Genomic DNA, 16821 nt, shown 5'->3' with positions numbered 1-16821 from the left:
AGTCTCTGTTATTCGCAAATCATGTCCAAATACAGAATGAATGATAGAAAGGCGGTGCGAGTGAATGGCCTGCAGCTTGAAAAATCCCCTTTTTGGAGGGAAAGGAGGATCGCCTCCTCCTAATTCCCTTTTACCTTGGAGACCTGGGATTGCATATTCATCGGTTGATCCTGGCGGTCATCAATGATGATCTGGGTGATCACCCGCTGGGTCCCATTTTGCAAAGTGGATCGGTGGATATCGGAAGCCAAAGACAAAAGCGGGTCCAATTCCCCTTCGATGACGGTGGCCGTCGGCGTCACTTGATGGCTGAACCCCCGGTTTTCCACAAGGGATTCTACATCTTTGACGACACTGCTGAAACTGCAGGTCTGTCCCCCGACAGGAACGATACTGATTTCCATTAATGGCATGTTGCTTCACCCCTTTGACGATAGTTTGATAAAAAAAGAGCTGAAATATGACAAGACAACAACGGGTGTGTAAAAGATACGGTTCAATCTCTGGTTTTGCCGCCGACTCCTGGCAGGAAAGGAGGGCTTTTTGGGCGAAAAAAGTTAAGTGGGCCGGCAAGTCCCAGATGAAAGGGGATGAAATGGATCCATTTATATGTTTGAAAATTGCGGTTATTGGGAAGGGATCGGTTTGGATCGTATGGAAAGGATGAAGACCATTTTCTTGTGAATGGAAGGGATGCATATGAAAAAAAGTTTTCGGACCGGTTTGATTGTCTGGGTCATTTTGAGTTTGGCGGCTGTCGGTTGTGGTGCTGATGGCGGGCAGAAAGCGGAAAGTCCCGATCAACAGGTGCTTCAACTCAATGTCGAGCAGGAACCGACATCTCTGGATCCCGCTTTGGCGTTCGATTTTAATTCAATGGACGTGGTTCACTCGATGTTTGAAGGGTTGATGCGACTGGATGAAAACGAGGTTCCCCAGCCTGCCGCGGCGAAGAACGTGGAGGTTTCCGATGACAAGCAGACCTATACCTTTACCTTGCGGGACGGACTGAAATGGTCCAATGGAGAAAAACTGACTGCACAGGATTTCGAGTACGCATGGAAGCGTGTTCTCGATCCGGAGACGGGCTCTCCCGCCGCATTCCTTCTCTTTTTTATCGAAAATGCGGAAGAGTACAACTCCGGGGGAGCCGACGCCGATCAGGTGGGGGTTGAGGCCCTGGATGAAAAAACCTTGAAAGTCAAGCTGGGACAGCCCACCCCTTTCTTTAAGCAGTTGGTCTGTTACACCGTTTATTCCCCGGTGTATCAAAACGGGGTGGAAAAGGAGAAAAATGCTTTCAGCAATGCCGAATCCTTCGTCGGCAACGGGGCATTTAAAATGGAGAAGTGGAAGCACGACGACCGTATCAAGGTCGTAAAAAACGAGAACTACTGGCAGGCCGATCGAGTGAAGCTGGACGGGATCCACTGGGCGATGTCCGCCGAGGAGGCGACGGCTTATCAGCAGTATAAGTCCGGAGAGTTTCATATGCTTTATGATACATCGATCCCGCCGGAGCTGAAATCGTCTCTGATTCAAAAAGGGGAAGTGAAGGTAACTCCGGGTTCCGGGCTGGAGTTCTTCCGGTTCAACGTGGATAAGGAGCCTTTCAATAACAAAAAGATTCGCCGGGCCTTCGCCTTGGCCGTCGACCGGCAGTCGATTGTGAACCATGTGATTCAAGGGCAGGAAAAACCCGCTTTGGCCTATGTTCCGCCGGGCGTCAAGACGGAGGTCGGAGATTTTAGAGAAAAGGGAGGGAATATTCTGAAGGATGCCCGGTATGAAGAGGCTAAAAAGTTGCTGAAGGAAGGGATGGAGGAAGAAGGATGGGACAAACTCCCGGAAGTCACCCTGCTTTACAGCACCAGCGACAAGAACAAAGAGCAGGCGGAAGCCATCCAGGAAATGTACCGCGAACATCTCGACGTTTCCATCAAACTGCAGAACCAGGAATCCAAAGTCTTTTTTGAAAACCAGAGAAATAAGAACTATCAGTTTTCGAGATCCAGCTTTCTGGCTGACTACAATGACCCCTACAACTATTTGGAGAGCTTTCAGACCGATCATCCCGTCAACCGGACCAACTGGAGCGATGAAAAGTATGATGAGTTGTTAGAAAAAGCGTATCAGGAAAAAGACGAGATTCAGCGGTTGGATTACCTTCATCAAGCGGAAGAGATCTTGATAGAGGAAGCGCCGATCTTTCCTGTTTATTATTACAATGACTTGATTTTGGAGAAACCTAAAGTCAAGCATTTGATCCGGCACCAAGTGGGGCCCAATGACTATACTTTTGTGGAGATCGAGAAAAAGTAACATTAACCCCCCCGGCATATGTGCGGGGGGTTCCGCCAAGTGATCTGAAAAAAAGGGTCCTATTGACGCATGTCATCGAAATCCGGGTCTTCGGGTCCGGGCTCTTCAGCGGTACTCGTCCTTTCATGGCCGAACCCGTTTGTATTTTGTCCGTAGGAGGCAGCCACTTCCCGCATGGCGAAAGAGGCGGTTTCCCAGGCTTCCCATTCGTGGATTCCCGGTACGCGGAAATCTTCTGATGCGGCTAGTCGACGGGCGCGGCGGGCTTCCCTTTCCAGACGGAAGGCGAGCTGATTGAAACGGGCCCGGATATTTTGTTCCATGGAACCATGGGACTGTTCCCGGCAATAGTTCAGGCAGTTGGGGCACATCATCCATTGAAGCGTTCCGTCCACATAGACATCGGCAAAAATGGCTCCAGGATAAAAATGATCGTTGACTTCGCAAAAATCGCAATATAACTCATTTTGCCCTGTCATAAAACCCAATTTCAGGCTGACCTGACGGTTTTCAAATTCCTCTTTTACTTCTTTCCGCTTCTTTTGCTCAATGATGCGAAAGAATGCTTCGACCCATTCCTGTACTTTTTTCCGATTCAATGGTGGTTTCAGCCGGCGGAACCGCCTGACGAAGGATTCAAAAGCGGTCTTCCAACGCCGGTCGCCTTCTTTTCCCGATGCGTTCTCTTTCCGATCCTCATTGCGTTGGTAAACGGCGACTTCACGGGAAAGCGGAACTGGTTTCCCATTTTCCCTAGATTCCAGCATACTTCTGGCAGTGGCGAGTTTCCCCTCCCGGATCCAAAACGTCCCCTCTTTTTCCGTCTTTCCCCGTTCATCGCCGCGGAACAACCGATGCAGGGCTTCCGTCTCTACCTGAAGTTGACGAGAGGCTTCTTCCAGTGTGTATAACGTCTCGGTTTTGGAAGGAGTATCCTTTTCGGGGTCTCTCTGATGATCGGTCATTTGTTCGCTCTCCTTTCCGTTGATGACTGATTTTAGAGATTTCGTCTATTTCTTTTCGATTGTACAGGTGCTTTTTCCCTTCTTGAAAACAAAAGTTGGCAACATCCGAAGGGGTTTCCGTTTCCGTCGACGGATCGATCGGGCGTTTTCGTTTACCATGGAAGGGTTTTTTAGGGGGGGAAGCTGTGATACCATACATGGCAGAAGGATTCCCGCCGGATTCAAGAACCTTGGCGCGGTCCGGCGCAGTGATCGGCCAGGCCGCGAGGGTGTGCGGGATGTCTGGGAACGGCCGACCGACTGATTGGACACAAGCGGAGGAATGGTTACCATCGCGCTGCCCGGGGACACCTCGGGCAGTCTTTTTAGCGGTCTGCTCCCTGTATACGGGGTGGATCGGATGCGGCCTGCCAGCCCGACTAATCCCCCCGGCAAAGGATAAAAACTGATGAAAGTCTTCTTGAAGGATTACCGAATGATATATCCGGGCCGCCGTTCGCCAAGTTTAGGCGGAGAGTCCAAAGGGGAAAGGAAAGCATCAGTATGAAAGACGACCTTCATACTATTTCGTCTGGGGGTGCATCAATGCTGGATTTGTCCAAAATTCCAGCTAAAAAAGCGAAATATGTCATCACGAGAGCTTGGGAGGACTATGATGATCCCCCGTATCGACCTTATGTGGCGAAATTTAAATATGAAGACGATCAATGCCAGTTTGAAATGTGCTTGACGGCACAAGAAGCGGATATCTACCAAAATGCAAAGACCCAATATGAAAAGATCAAACGGTCTCATCCTGATCCCAAGGTGCAGAAACACTGGAAGGCGCAAAAATTTCTCAGCCTGCACGAGCATTTCGGCGAGCAGATCCGCAAGTACTACAGCTTTCGGGAGGTTGATGAAGGAGCGCTGGAAAAGGCCGTTGAATACTGTCAGTTGCAAATTCAATATGTTCCGGTGGCGATGCGGGCTTTTCACAATGACCCTTTTACGTCCGGACTGCCGGAACATGTCGGTTACAGTTACTTGATCGATATTCGGGAGGAGCAGGGGGCATGGAAAGAAGCCCTTTATCTGGCGAAACTGGCATGGGAAGAAGGTTGGCGGGGAGACTGGGCCGGGTGTGTGAGTCGATTGCGGGAAAAGCTGTACCTGAACGGCGGCGATAGCCTTGTATAAAAGAGATTCGGGGTGGCTGACGAGTTAGGGGTTCCTGACGAAAAGAGTCGGGAACCTTTAATCATGTTTGGGCTTTTTTCCTAACCTTTGATAAAGTAATAGGGTGGAATTTTTCTTGTTTCATTCCTATTACGGGGGAGGTACAGAAGATGTATCAGGTGATCTTGTTCGATGTCGACGGAGTTTTGCTCAGTGAAAAACGTTGCTTTGACGCCACGACCCTTTCCGTGTGGGAACTGCTTTACAGCGAACACGCTCTCGCTCTGCCCGGGGAATCCTTTCATGCCGACCCGGATGAAGAAGAGATCGGTCGGGTGCGGCAGGCGGTGTTTGATCATGAAAAAGTGCTGGAATGGCTGAAGTCCCGCGGGATGAATTCCAACTGGGATATGGTTTCACTGTTGTTCGGTTTCCAGCTGCAACAGCTTTTGCGGCAACTGGATGATCTTCGTCCCGACTTTGTGGAAGAGGTTCTGAATCGTCCCTTGAACCGAAAGGCGTTGCAAATGATCGGAGATCAGGCGAAGCAAGCGGGAGTGGAGTTTCACCCCCGATTCGGCGACATTTTATCCGTTTTGGAGGATGCTGGACCTGGAGAGATGGATCTTTTGTCCTGCATCGTTGACCATGTGGAGGACTGGTCCGGGATCAAAGGGAACTCTTTTTCCCATGGAAGCGCTTTGTGGAAGCTGGGACGTGAGGTTTACCAGGAATGGTATCTGGGTAAGGATCTCTTCGAGAAAGAGGAAAAAAAGCAGGCCGTGTATCCGGAAAAGGAAGGGTTTCTCCGGCAGGAAATCCCCTTGGCGGACCCCGCAATCATCCGGGATATGCTGGATGAGCTGTCAAACCGGGGAATCGCTTTGGGTATTGGAACCGGGCGTCCGGCCCGGGAGACACAAGTTCCCCTGAAAGAGATGAACCTCTATGACGCATTTGATTCTAACCGGGTGGTAACCGCCAGCGATGTTCGGGGGGCAGAGGAAATCTATGCCGACTACGCCCCCCTGAGCAAACCGGAGCCTTTTACCTATGTAAAAGCCTACTTCGGAAGTGATTCCTCCGATGCTAAAAGTGTCGCCGCGGATCTGCCCCTTCCCAGCGGTGAAGAGATCCTGATCGTGGGGGATTCTGTGGCCGATTTGCTGGCAGCCCGGAAGATGGGATGTCGTTTTGCCGCTACTTTAACCGGCCCGACCGGGGAGCGGGCCCGTTCCAAGTTTGAAGAAATGGGAGCCGACTACATCCTGAAAGATGTCACCGAGTTGGCCGATCGATTGAAACAGCAAGAAGAAGAGCGGGCAAGGCGAGAAGAGCTGGAGCGGGAAAAAGAAAATCAAAGCGAGGAGGAGTCGGTCTGAGGGCCGGGTGCTCGAAAGTCCGTTAAATGGGGATGGAACAAGATCGAGGTTTTCGATAAAGAGCCCCCGTATAGGGTCCAAAGCCGGAACCGGGTCTGAAAGTGATACCTTCTTCACACAAGAATATTGATATTCACCGATGTTTTAAGCATAATAAAAGCGGGAAGACGTTTACTGAAACGCTTTTCACCCCGGTTGAAAAGCGGTCCATTCACTGATTACATATGGACTAGGAGGGTTTTTTGATGGCAAAACACGAACTGCCCGCACTGCCTTATGCCACGGACGCACTGGAGCCCCATATTGATGCACAAACCATGGATATCCACCATGGCCGTCACCACAAAACGTATGTGGATAAGCTGAATGCCGCCTTGGAAGGAAAAGCGGAGTTGCAGAGCAAATCCGTTGAAGATCTGGTCGCCAATCTGGATCAAGTACCGGAAGACATCCGTACCGCAGTCCGCAACAACGGCGGCGGCCATCTCAATCACAGCCTCTTCTGGCAGATTATGAGCCCGAACGGCGGTGGAAAGCCGACGGGAGAACTGGCCGGAGCCATCGATGAGACCTTCGGTAGCTTTGAAAAATTCCAGGAGGAGTTTGCCAATACGGCCGCCGGGCGCTTCGGCAGCGGCTGGGCTTGGCTGGTGGTCAAAAATGACGGTAACCTGGCCGTAGTGAACACTCTGAACCAGGATAATCCGGTCTCCGACGGGCATACCCCGATTCTCGGGTTGGACGTTTGGGAGCACGCTTACTACCTCAAATATCAAAACAAGCGTCCGGAATATATCAAAGCCTGGTGGAACGTGGTCAACTGGGACGAAGTGAATAAGCGCTATCAACAAGCCAAAAAGTAAATCGCCCGTTCCCTTCCCCGAGCGCGACGAATTTCGTTGCGCTCTTTTTTTGTGAGTGGATAAAATTCCTTTCATTTACAATCGTTACTCGTTGAACCGGTGAAAAGGCTGTTTTATAATCGCCAATGTGTTTCATCACAGACAAAATCTGTTGGGAGGTAACCCTTTGCAAAAGAGATTGTTAATTACGTGTCTGACAGCCGTCATCGCCATAACGGGGTTCTTTCTTCCCGCAGGCGTAAACCAGGCGGAAGCTGCGGCACCGACAACGATAAGCTACGGTAGTGAAAACGGTGATGTTTGGGACTTGCAAAACCGGTTGAACCGATTGGGTTATAAAATCGAACAGGACGGAATCTACGGGCTGGAGACGGAACAAGCAGTCATTCAATATCAAAAAGCGAACGATCTGCGGATTGACGGAATTGCCGGCCCGGAAACCTGGACTCAGCTGAAAAAAGCGACCCCGAAGGTCTCTCCAAAGGATCTGCATTGGCTGGCACGAGCCATTCACGCTGAAGCCCGTGGAGAACCCTTTAAAGGGAAAGTGGCAGTGGCCGCCGTCGTTTTAAACCGGATGGACTCCTCTGATTATCCGGACACAGCCAAAGGGGTCGTCATGGAAGAGGGAGCCTTTACGGCAGTGGACGACGGACAAATCTGGCTTTCTCCCAACAATGAGGCTTATCAAGCGGCTCAAACGGCCGTAAAAGGTTGGGATCCTTCCCAAGGGGCCATGTTTTACTTTAACCCCGATACGGCGACTTCCGAATGGATCTGGTCCCGACCACAAATTGATAAGATCGGAAAGCATATTTTTGCCAAATAATTGTTGTAGTCGCCTGTACAGGCGGCTTTTTATTTTGGACAGACTAATTTTAAGGGGGTGAGAAGCTTGGCGAGAAGACGGCGTAACAAGCTTTTGGTTCCCGAGGCCCGGGCCGGTATGGAGCGGCTCAAACAGCAAGTGATCAGTCGTCAGACAGGTTCCCCTTCCCAGTCTCCGGAACAGATGAAAATGGAGATGGCTCAACAGGCCGGGGTTCCTTACAAACCCGGGTATAACGGGGACTTGAAAACAGAGGAAGCCGGTAAGATGGGCGGGCCGGTCGGCGGGCAAATGGTCAAGGATTTGATTCAAATCGCCGAGGAAGAGCTGGTCCGCCGGCAGTCCAGGCCGTAAAACCAAAAGCGGCCCCTTCGGGGGCCGTCTCTTGGCCAAAGGTCCTTTTTTTTGGGGAATCAACCTTGACTCGGTTCCGTTCTATAGTCGAGGATCTGAACCGGGGTTTCCAAGGGGATGGTTTGTTGAGGGGAATAAGTCTCAACCGGTAAGGTGAAAGCCGTACCCAGGAAGACAGCTGTGGCTAACAACAGGGGAGTGCTTTTAAATCGTCGCTTCCTCACGGATGTCCTCCTCCTCATTTTGAAGTTCTTGTTGCACCCGGTACATACTTTTCATACATTTTTGAAATTCGCGTTCATTGACATTTTCCCAGCATTCAGCCAAACGGAACAACGCCTGATACTCCTTTTTTTTGTAATGATGGTGCTGTGCTAATTGCAGGGCTTGTTCGTAGGCATCGATTGCGTCCTCCCACCGGTATCGCGCCCGGTAAAAATCACCCTGAACAAGCAATGCAAAGGTGAGTCTCGGGGCATCGTTGTGTTGTTCACCGTTTTGGACGGCTTTTTCGATCATGATTCCGGCTGAATCCCATTCTTTTCGAACCATGTGCAAAAGCCCGAGTCGGGCATAAGTGGTGGTGAATACCTTTCCTTCCGAAAACAATCCATCCAATTGGAGGGCCATTTGAAAACAGGATTCAGCTTTGTTCCAGTTTTTCTGGTTCATATAAGCGCTCCCCAAAACCGTCCACAGATCAAACATGATGAAATATTGATGGTTGAGCCGCGCCAGTTCCAGCCCTTCACGAGCGATCTGAATCGACTCATCGGTGAGACCGTTTTTCCTTAGCAGTTCCGAATGAAGCCAATAAAAGCCGAGAACCACCTCTGCCTGTTTGATTTGAGTGAGGTTTTCCCATACCCCTTGGACTTCTTTTAAACTTTCTGTCAGCCGGCCCAGCCGTTCCAAATAGACCGCCTTATTCTTTTTCAGTATGTATTTGAACTGAGGGCGCTCTCCGGATTCCCGGTAAGCCTGAATCCCGAGATCCGTGTAGTAAACGGCCTGATGTAGATCGTTCTGCTGATACCGGCAGATTCCCAACTCGGAGTAAGAAGCTGCTCCAATATTGTTCTCCGGGTCTTTTTTGGACAGTCGAACGGCATGGTGGAACGATTTTTCGGCCTGTTTCCACTGCTTTCGACTGCTGTAACATTTCCCTTTGAGATAGTAAACCGTGGCCGCCAGAGGGTGTTCATCGTCCCATTCTAATTGTTCCAATCGCTCCAGCGCCTGGTCCGTTTTGCCGATTCCCTGAAGGGTTTCAATTGTAAACAGCTCGAATTCAAAGTTTTGGAGTTCCTGTTGATCGTCGACGATTAGATCGGGTAAATCGGACATTTCTAAGCCCATCTTGCTGAGCAGGTATTTCGCTTTTTCCATGTTGACATGGGGAACACCGCGCTCGATGTTGCTGATGGTGGCCGGGGAAATGTTTTTGTCCGCCAGGTCCTCCAGCCGCAATCCCCTTTCCTTTCTAATTTTGCGGATGGATTCGCCGATTTCATGGATATGCACTGGTTTCACCTCTCGCAAGTATAAAGTGGTTGCGCACTTAATTAGGTTGGAACCATTATATCACAATAAATTTTAAAAGTTATAAAAAGTAAAGCGGTAATTGTTTCCTTCACAATCGGATTCACTAAGTCTTTCTCTCATGTGTTAATATCTTATTTGGTGGAAAGATGTATATTCATCAGTAACTTATGAGAATTTCATAAAATAATTGAATACATCGGTTTCCAATCCGTGTAGTGGCGGATTAATTTTTTGTAAGAAATTCGTTAAATAGGCCTGATTTCCGTTCAAATGGGTTCATAATGAAGAAAAGAGAGCGGGGAGGGATTCCATGGAGCGCGTCCTGATTTTGACGATAGGCTTCGGGACGGGGCATAATGCTGCAGCCCGGGTCTTGTCTGTTCATCTGGAACAAAAGTTCGGTCTCGAAGTCCGGACCGTTGACTTGTTGGAGTTGGTTCCCGGGAAGTTTCATCCTTTCCTCAAATCCGGCTATGGCCAAATGCTCAACCGTTTTCCGTCCTTTTATTCCTATTTATATGATCGTACTTCCCATTCCCGATTTGTCCGTTATGTTTCCTCCGAGTTTGTAGAAAAGACGGGTTGGATGATCCGGAAAAAGCTGGTTCGAATACTGGACCGGTTCGCACCGACTCGCATCGTAACCACTCATCCCTTCGGTTTGCTCATGCTCCCTTCCCAATGGAGAAACCTTCCTACCGTGGGGGTGGTGACCGATTACGAGATGCATCCTTTTTGGCTGGCGGAGGTGCCCAATTGCCTTTGTATCCCCAACCGTCTGTTTGACAAGCGCCGGTTGAAGCGCATTTCCTGGCAAACAGGTACCCGGCTGGCGGAGACGGGTATTCCCTGTGATCCGGCCTTTTCCACCCGAATCCCCCGTCAGGAGGCACGGAGGCGTGCGGGATTGGATCCGGACCGCCCCATGATTCTGGTGATGGGAGGGGGGTTGGGCTTTGGCCCTCTGCCCGAGATTGTCGATTCATTAGTCGGTCTTGATCTTCCGGCACAGATTTTGGTCTTAACCGGAAAGAATACCGAATTGTATTCGGAGCTGAAAGCAAAGGATTACGGAACCGGAGTCCATGTGTTTCGCTACCGCCGCGATGTTCCGGTTCTGATGGATGCGGCCGACCTCTTAGTCACCAAACCCGGGGGACTGTCGGTGACGGAAGCGATCTTGAAACAACTGCCGATGCTCTTATTCGAAGCGTTGCCAGGGCAGGAATATGCCAACCAGCAATACCTTCTGCACCATGGCGGGGCGGTATTAACCCGGCCGGATCGGATCTGGTTCCAGGCATCGCGTCTGCTGGCTAACCCGGATGAGCGAAGGAATATGGAACGGCATTTGGAAGGACTGGCTTTTCCCGACGCTCCAGACCGTATCGCTCGGGAAGTTTTGGAGGCGGAAAGGTTGGATACCGCCTTGTGATCTCCCTCGGATTATTGTTCCCCCATCTGAAAACCAAGTTGGGGGAGGGGGGTAGATCGTCGCAGATTCTTTGCGTTTTTCGCGAGAGGCAGTCTGTAGCCCTCCTCCCAGCAGAAAAGCAGAACAAGGCTGTCTGAAAGGGCACTAGAATTGTTGTGAAAAAGCCCCTTTTAGGGAGGGGTGGGTTCCACACGGAGTGCCTTTGGATCATGAGAACAACGAAACAGAGTGTTGAACCCAACCCCGACCCAGCAAGGGGGTAGTCCGAGATACACGTAATATATACAGTTTAAATTGGGTATTTGTTCCAATCTGTTAGGCGAACCCCCGTCACGACGGGGGTTCGGACTTTATACCAATGCTTCAGAAGGAGTTTCTGGTAGGATCAATTCCGGCTTCGGAGGTTCCGGTGTTCCTTCCATATTCCAGAGTCCGGATCAGGCGGCGATCCTCCAAGGTGGAGTTCAGTCGGACCGGGTTCGAGGCTTTTCATAGCCCTGGAACGGTGTTGGAAGGCAGATTCATACAGGCCCGGATATACCCCCCGGCCTGGGGGACCTCTTGCAGCTAGGGAAAGTAGCCCAAGATCTGTGAGGTTTTCAGCAGGATCATGATACTTAACAAGGGTTTGGGACCGCGCGTAATTTCGTATACAAAGCGTGTTTCTTCTCTCGATGGTGTGTAGACCCGTTCCAGTTCCTTCACGGTATATAAGCGCTTGAGCCGAGGGTAAGCGGTACGTTCGATAGAGGCCAATGATCCATTTCCTCCTCATGCTTGTTTCCGGAATTATTGCCATGCGATCTTTTCCACTTCGGCTTGGCGGTTGGAGCGGGTTGCCTGAACATAAATCATCGTGGTGTCCAGGTTGTCGTGCCCCATGATCTGGGCCAATCGATGAAGCGGGGTCTTTTCCCCCATGACGTACCCGAACCGGTGCCGAAGATCATGGGCGCTTAACCCTTCCAACCCTGCCCGGCGCATGTATTTTTGGATCAGGTGCCGAAGGGCCCGTTCCCCCAGGCGTCCCCCAGTTTTTTCGGAACGGAAGAGAGGGGCGGCACCCTGAGGGTCCAGCGTCGCCAGATATTCCTCCAGCGAAGTCCGAATGGTGACATTAAGCGGGACCTCTCGTTGCTTGTTCCGTTTCCCGGAACGAACCAAAAGGCGGCCGCTTCGCTTGCCGAGAATCACGTCCCGGCACTGAAGTTCACAGACCTCCATGGTGCGCAATCCGGTATGGAGCATCAAAAGGAGAATTGTCTGGTCTCGGATCGTCCCGTCCCGTTGAACGGCGGCCATCAGGGCGGCTTCCTCCCGGTCCGTCATTTGCCGCGGGCTGATTCTTTCCACCGGAACAAGTTTGACCGGTTTGGCGGGGTTAAGGGCCACGATGTTTTGCTTTGCCGCCCAGTCGAAAAAGCGCTTGATGATCACCAGGCGACGGTTGACCGTGGCTGGCTTTAAGGATCGGACGTTTTGCATATACTCCCGGTAGCGGGTCAGCGTCGGGGTGGTGATATTCGCGGGATGAAAGTCCCAATCTTCTTCCTGATGGGTGTTCCAACCGGTTTCCACCCACTCGGCAAGGAGCCGTAGATCCCCCGCATAATCCCGAAGCGTCTTGGGGTTGAGGTCATCATGGGTAGTCAGGTCATCGATAAAGCGGTCAATCCAACGTTCCGCCTGGTCGGAAATTGAAGGGGATCGACTCATGCACATGCCTCCTTTGGGATTTGACTAACATTAGTGGACATGATATTCTCAGCTTATCCGAACCGTTAGCGGACATCAAGAGTGGGATTTCGGTGAAATCATTAGCGGACATATTAGGGGGCGAGATGGTGGCACTTCCGAAAGAGGAATTTGACCGTCTTTTCCAGCAGATCCCTGACTCCGAGAAAAAAAGTCTGTTGGACTACATGGAATACCTGGCGGAACGGGCGGCCAAAAAGGCATGGAATGAGATTGAAGAAGTGGATGAATCCTTAACGGAAGAGGAGAAAAGAGAGCTTGCCAAAGCCAAAGAAGACGATGAATGGATCTCCTTGGAGGACTTGAAGCGTGAGCTTAACTTGTAAGCTTATTTTGAAGCAGCCGGCAACCAAGTTCATCAAAAAGCAGGACAAAAAAACACAGATCCGTATCCTTGAGGCTTTGGAGGGGCTCCGAAAGGTTCCTCCCGAAGGCGATGTTAAAAAGCTTAAAGGAGAGCAACAAACCTTTCGTCTACGCATTGGTACAAACAGGGCCTTGTTTTCATTGGATCACGACCAGAAACGAGTTATTATTCTTACCATTGGAAATCGTGGAGATATCTACAAAGGATAAAAGACTGTTCCACAAAAAAGGAACGGTCTTTTCGAATCGGCTGGGGTCGCAATTGTATAGTAAAAGAACTGAACATTCACCTTTGATAAGCCTCTGGTGGTTCCCCACTTGAACAGTGTATTACTCGCCCCAAAACAAAAGGCAGTTCCCAATGCCGCTAAAAACCGTAACATGAACTTGTGTTCCCTTCAGAATGCGTGGTTATTTTTCTTTTTTCAAGCTCATTTCTTGGATTCGGTGGACTGCGAAGGCGAATGATGAGAAAACATCGGAACAATCGGTGTCTCCTTGGTAAATCCAAAATCGACCAAAAATGGAACCTTCACAGTGACGCGGTGCGGCATAAAAAAGGGTTGCTCCCGTGACAGATGTACGAATATGCTGATAAGAAAGGAGGGATCGGATGAAACTCGTTACTTATGCAGTGAAAAACCGCCCGCTGTCAGTCAGTGGGACGGAGGTCGGGGAAAGCCGGATCGGCTGGGTTCGAGACAGGTATGTGATGGACATCGGTTTTGCGCAGGAATGGGCGACAGTGAAAAAAGGGTTGTCCACGCCCCGGGTACTGCCGACCGATATGATCGGATTGCTGGAGGCGGATCCCTCGGGGGAAGTTTTGCGGACCATCGTCCAGGCGGTATCGGAGGAAGATCCCCGGAAGATGACCGTGGAAGGAGAGCCTGTCTCTTTGCCGTTGGAGGAGGCGGAACTGTTCGCTCCCTTGCCGGTCCCCCGCAGTTTTAGGGACTTCTATGCTTTTGAACAACATGTCAAAACGGCCCGGGCTCGACGGGGATTGGATATGATTCCGGAATGGTACCAGTTTCCCGTTTTCTATTTTTCCAACTCTCATTCGATCAAGGGGCCGGAAGCGGATGTGGAACGGCCGACGGATACCCGCGCACTGGATTTTGAACTGGAAGTGGCCTTTGTCGTGGGTAAAAAGGGAAAAAACATCCCTGTGGAAAAAGCACAGGATTACATCTATGGCCTTTGTGTCCTCAATGACTGGAGCGCCCGGGATTTGCAGCGGGAAGAGATGAAAGTGGGTCTCGGACCGGCAAAGGGAAAGGATTTCGCCACTTCCGTCGGTCCGTATCTGGTGACATTGGACGAGCTGGAACACCGGAGGAAGGGGGACCGCTGGGATTTGACCATGACCGCCCGGGTCAACGGAAAGGAGCTTTCTCGGGGAAATGCCGGGGATCTGACTTTTTCCTTTGCTCAAATGGTGGAACGGGCCTCCCGGGACTGCACACTTTACCCCGGTGATCTGGTCGGATCCGGAACCGTGGGAACAGGGTGTATCCTGGAATTGGGAAACGAGGTGCATCGTTGGCTGGAACCGGGGGACGAGGTGGAGTTGGAGATCGAAGAGCTGGGTCTGTTGCGGAACCGAATTATCGTATCGAGTGAAAATCAAGACGGTTGATGATCCGGTTCTAAACAGCAAAAAAAGATTTGACAGAATCCTCTCCCTGCTCCATAATATAGACTAATTCAAATGAATAGCGGACGAAGAACTCGTTATCCAGAGTGGCGGAGGGACTGGCCCGATGAAGCCCGGCAACCCGTCTGTCCCCCGATTTTCGTTATCGGGGTGCGGACACGGTGCCAATTCCTGCAGCGCGTCAGCGCTGAGAGATAAGGAGTGGGTAGGCAGTAGCAGCTCGGTACGTCAAATTTCCCCTCTTTATCAGAGGGGTTTTTTTATTGAAGGGGGAGTGGACATGCGGCGGATCGGTGTTGGACTTTTAGGGCTCGGCACTGTGGGAACCGGAGTCTGCCAAGCGCTTAAAAACAATCGGGATGTCATTGTCAAACGGACCGAAACGCTGTTGGAAATCGAATCGATTCTCGTGCGCAACCCGGAGAAAAAACGGCTCGTGGAAGAGGTTCAGGACCGGATCACCACCGATTTTGAACAAGTTCTTCGTGCCGACATTCAGGTGGTGGTGGAGGCGATCGGAGGGTTGGATCCCGCTCGTACCTATGTTGAGAAAGCCCTTGAGGCAGGATGCCACGTTGTGACCGCCAATAAGGAGCTGATCGCCAAGCACGGGGCGGAGCTGGAATGGCTGGCCCGTCGTCGGGGGGTGCGTCTGCTTTTCGAGGCGAGTGTCGGTGGCGGGATTCCGGTTCTGGGAACCGTGCAACACCTTTTGAAGAGCAACCGGATTCACCGGATCACCGGGATTTTAAACGGCACGACCAATTATATCCTCACCCGGATGGAGGAGGAGGAAGCCCCGTTTGAGCGGGTGTTGGCGGATGCGCAGGAAAAAGGGTACGCTGAAGCGGACCCCGCCGCCGATGTTGAAGGGTTTGATGTGGCATACAAACTGGCTATTCTCGGGCGTTTGGTTTTCGAAGCGGAGGTTCCGGTGTCTCGGATTCCCCGCCGAGGGATCCGGGAAATCACCCCGGAACAGCTTCGGTTGTGCCGAAGGCTCGGATATACGATCAAACTGTTGGCCCAAGGAGAGCAGTACAGGGAGGAAGGTCCGGTTTCCCTTCAGGTGGGTCCCGCTTTGCTCCCCCTTTCCCATCCGCTGGCACCGGTGAAGGGAGTGTATAACGCCGTTCACTTGGAGGCAGATGTGGTACAGGATGTAACCCTGATCGGGCAGGGAGCGGGAGAGCAACCGACGGCGAGCGCTGTGGTAGAGGATTTATGTAATCTGTTCCGAATGCCGGCGGCTCCCGGTCTCTCCCCGTCCCGGGATTCGTTCCTTCTCCCGTCCGATGATGACGGCGGTCCCCGTTTTGTCTACCTGGAGGCCGGGGAGCCGTTGCAGATTTCTTCGCCCGCCGAATTGTGCAGGCGTCTGCAAAAGATCGGACTTGCCGTGGATGGAGCCGTCATTCATCCGGAGGACGGGTGTCGGGGATTGGGACTGATTTTCCGTCGCTGGGATCCCTCGTATCCGCCGATTTTGTTGGCGGAGCTCGGGCTGGAAGGGGTTCGGCTTTCCACTCTTCCCGTTCAGGATCTCCCGTTTACCCGGGAGCTTTCGGCTGCTCAAGCAGGGATCCCGGGTTAAAGGTATAAAAACCTCGGTCTTTGAACCGGGCTTTTTGTGGGAGCGTCCGGTAACTCTTCGGTTACCGGACGCGTCGGACCTGGCCGCGAATCTCTCCGTCGGGATTCTGTTCCGTATGAACGTTGACATAAATGCTGCCCTTCCGCATCAGCCGCAGGAGATCGGAAATGGTTTTTCCCTTCAAAGGGCCGATGAGATCCCGACTTCTCAATGTGCCGGTAACGACACCCCGATTCACATCAATACCCGGAGTGACGAGGCCGAAAAGAAAAACGACAACCGGTCCGTTCTCCCCCCGTCTTCCGAGATGGAGGTGAGCCTGGGTGAATCGGCGAAGGTTGAAGACGGTAAGCCGGTAATGCAGGCGAGTTTTTGACCGGTTTGCGATCAGTCCGATTCGACCGCTGGCCCGGGTGCGAACCGGAGGAACTTCTTCTGCCCCGGAAAGAGTGGCGAAGAACCTTCTGGACATGGTTTTCCCTCCTTTGATTGAGGATGGTGTATTCTATGCAACAACTGCACCCCCGGCCACAGCAAACATGACAGTGGACGAGCCCTTCCAGGGACGCTGGATCCATCCGGAAGGGCATACG

The 16821-nt window shown here is 51.6% G+C and carries 18 protein-coding genes and 1 riboswitch; of the genes, 11 read left to right on the top strand and 7 right to left on the bottom strand.

Features of this window, described 5'->3' with window-relative positions:
- Positions 1 to 119 precede the first annotated feature (119 nt).
- Positions 120 to 413 (bottom strand): MTH1187 family thiamine-binding protein, encoded by a 294-nt coding sequence (locus CHM34_RS05155; protein ID WP_094263498.1) that lies wholly within the window; start codon positions 411 to 413, stop codon positions 120 to 122.
- A 286-nt stretch (positions 414 to 699) separates the two neighbouring features.
- On the opposite strand from CHM34_RS05155, the gene CHM34_RS05145 reads away from it, so the two are divergent.
- Positions 700 to 2322 (top strand): peptide ABC transporter substrate-binding protein, encoded by a 1623-nt coding sequence (locus CHM34_RS05145; protein ID WP_169713595.1) that lies wholly within the window; start codon positions 700 to 702, stop codon positions 2320 to 2322.
- Between the two features lie 59 nt (positions 2323 to 2381).
- On the opposite strand, the gene CHM34_RS05140 is transcribed toward CHM34_RS05145, so the two are convergent.
- Positions 2382 to 3287 (bottom strand): hypothetical protein, encoded by a 906-nt coding sequence (locus tag CHM34_RS05140; protein WP_094263495.1) that lies wholly within the window; start codon positions 3285 to 3287, stop codon positions 2382 to 2384.
- Between the two features lie 585 nt (positions 3288 to 3872).
- Here CHM34_RS05140 and CHM34_RS05135 point away from each other — a divergent pair.
- The 5 genes from CHM34_RS05135 (at position 3873) to CHM34_RS05115 (ending at position 7873) form a co-directional block, all read left to right on the top strand.
- On the top strand, positions 3873 to 4466 hold the full coding sequence (locus CHM34_RS05135) for a hypothetical protein (protein ID WP_094263494.1): 594 nt from the start codon (positions 3873 to 3875) through the stop codon (positions 4464 to 4466).
- Positions 4467 to 4615: 149 nt separating this feature from the next.
- Entirely contained in the window at positions 4616 to 5827 is a 1212-nt protein-coding gene (locus CHM34_RS05130; RefSeq protein WP_094263493.1) for an HAD family hydrolase, read from the top strand.
- A 245-nt stretch (positions 5828 to 6072) separates the two neighbouring features.
- Complete coding sequence (locus tag CHM34_RS05125; RefSeq protein ID WP_094263492.1) at positions 6073 to 6690, top strand: superoxide dismutase; 618 nt, start codon at positions 6073 to 6075, stop codon at positions 6688 to 6690.
- A gap of 166 nt (positions 6691 to 6856) precedes the next feature.
- The gene (gene sleB, locus CHM34_RS05120; RefSeq protein WP_240511878.1) at positions 6857 to 7519 is read left to right on the top strand and encodes a spore cortex-lytic enzyme; all 663 of its coding nucleotides are present in this window, start codon (positions 6857 to 6859) and stop codon (positions 7517 to 7519) included.
- 66 nt (positions 7520 to 7585) lie between these two features.
- Positions 7586 to 7873, top strand: coding sequence for an alpha/beta-type small acid-soluble spore protein (locus CHM34_RS05115; protein ID WP_240511877.1), 288 nt, complete (start codon positions 7586 to 7588; stop codon positions 7871 to 7873).
- 59 nt (positions 7874 to 7932) lie between these two features.
- On the opposite strand, the gene CHM34_RS19235 is transcribed toward CHM34_RS05115, so the two are convergent.
- Both CHM34_RS19235 and CHM34_RS05110 read right to left on the bottom strand, forming a co-directional pair.
- Positions 7933 to 8097, bottom strand: coding sequence for a hypothetical protein (locus tag CHM34_RS19235; RefSeq protein WP_169713594.1), 165 nt, complete (start codon positions 8095 to 8097; stop codon positions 7933 to 7935).
- Entirely contained in the window at positions 8078 to 9397 is a 1320-nt protein-coding gene (locus CHM34_RS05110) for a helix-turn-helix domain-containing protein (protein ID WP_240511876.1), read from the bottom strand. Before CHM34_RS05110 ends, CHM34_RS19235 begins: the two co-directional genes overlap by 20 nt.
- 331 nt (positions 9398 to 9728) lie before the next feature.
- Between CHM34_RS05110 and CHM34_RS05105 the strand changes: the two genes are divergently transcribed.
- Complete coding sequence (locus tag CHM34_RS05105; RefSeq protein ID WP_094263491.1) at positions 9729 to 10853, top strand: MGDG synthase family glycosyltransferase; 1125 nt, start codon at positions 9729 to 9731, stop codon at positions 10851 to 10853.
- A gap of 567 nt (positions 10854 to 11420) precedes the next feature.
- Here the strand turns inward: CHM34_RS05105 and CHM34_RS05095 are convergent.
- Positions 11421 to 11609, bottom strand: a complete 189-nt coding sequence (locus tag CHM34_RS05095; RefSeq protein ID WP_094263489.1) for a DUF4158 domain-containing protein — start codon at positions 11607 to 11609, stop codon at positions 11421 to 11423.
- A gap of 33 nt (positions 11610 to 11642) precedes the next feature.
- Positions 11643 to 12569: a tyrosine-type recombinase/integrase gene (locus CHM34_RS05090; RefSeq protein ID WP_094263488.1), complete on the bottom strand. Its 927-nt coding sequence runs from the start codon at positions 12567 to 12569 to the stop codon at positions 11643 to 11645.
- Between the two features lie 128 nt (positions 12570 to 12697).
- Here CHM34_RS05090 and CHM34_RS05085 point away from each other — a divergent pair, with 128 nt between their 5' ends.
- The 4 genes from CHM34_RS05085 to CHM34_RS05070 all read left to right on the top strand — a co-directional run bounded on the left by CHM34_RS05085 (position 12698) and on the right by CHM34_RS05070 (position 16228).
- Positions 12698 to 12934 (top strand): hypothetical protein, encoded by a 237-nt coding sequence (locus tag CHM34_RS05085; RefSeq protein ID WP_094263487.1) that lies wholly within the window; start codon positions 12698 to 12700, stop codon positions 12932 to 12934.
- Entirely contained in the window at positions 12918 to 13184 is a 267-nt protein-coding gene (locus CHM34_RS05080; RefSeq protein ID WP_094263486.1) for a type II toxin-antitoxin system RelE family toxin, read from the top strand. The genes CHM34_RS05085 and CHM34_RS05080 overlap by 17 nt, the downstream gene beginning before the upstream one ends.
- 403 nt (positions 13185 to 13587) lie before the next feature.
- The gene (locus tag CHM34_RS05075) at positions 13588 to 14616 is read left to right on the top strand and encodes a fumarylacetoacetate hydrolase family protein (protein WP_240511875.1); all 1029 of its coding nucleotides are present in this window, start codon (positions 13588 to 13590) and stop codon (positions 14614 to 14616) included.
- Between the two features lie 92 nt (positions 14617 to 14708).
- Positions 14709 to 14835: riboswitch (SAM riboswitch) on the top strand.
- Between the two features lie 79 nt (positions 14836 to 14914).
- Positions 14915 to 16228, top strand: coding sequence for a homoserine dehydrogenase (locus CHM34_RS05070; RefSeq protein WP_094263485.1), 1314 nt, complete (start codon positions 14915 to 14917; stop codon positions 16226 to 16228).
- A gap of 61 nt (positions 16229 to 16289) precedes the next feature.
- Here the strand turns inward: CHM34_RS05070 and CHM34_RS05065 are convergent, their stop codons facing one another.
- The gene (locus tag CHM34_RS05065) at positions 16290 to 16700 is read right to left on the bottom strand and encodes a CHRD domain-containing protein (protein ID WP_094263484.1); all 411 of its coding nucleotides are present in this window, start codon (positions 16698 to 16700) and stop codon (positions 16290 to 16292) included.
- Positions 16701 to 16821 lie beyond the last annotated feature (121 nt).

Origin of the sequence: Paludifilum halophilum (assembly GCF_002245355.1) — a bacterium.
Classification (GTDB): Bacteria; Bacillota; Bacilli; order Thermoactinomycetales; family DSM-45169; genus Paludifilum; species Paludifilum halophilum.
This window is presented reverse-complemented; position numbering and strand designations above follow the sequence as displayed.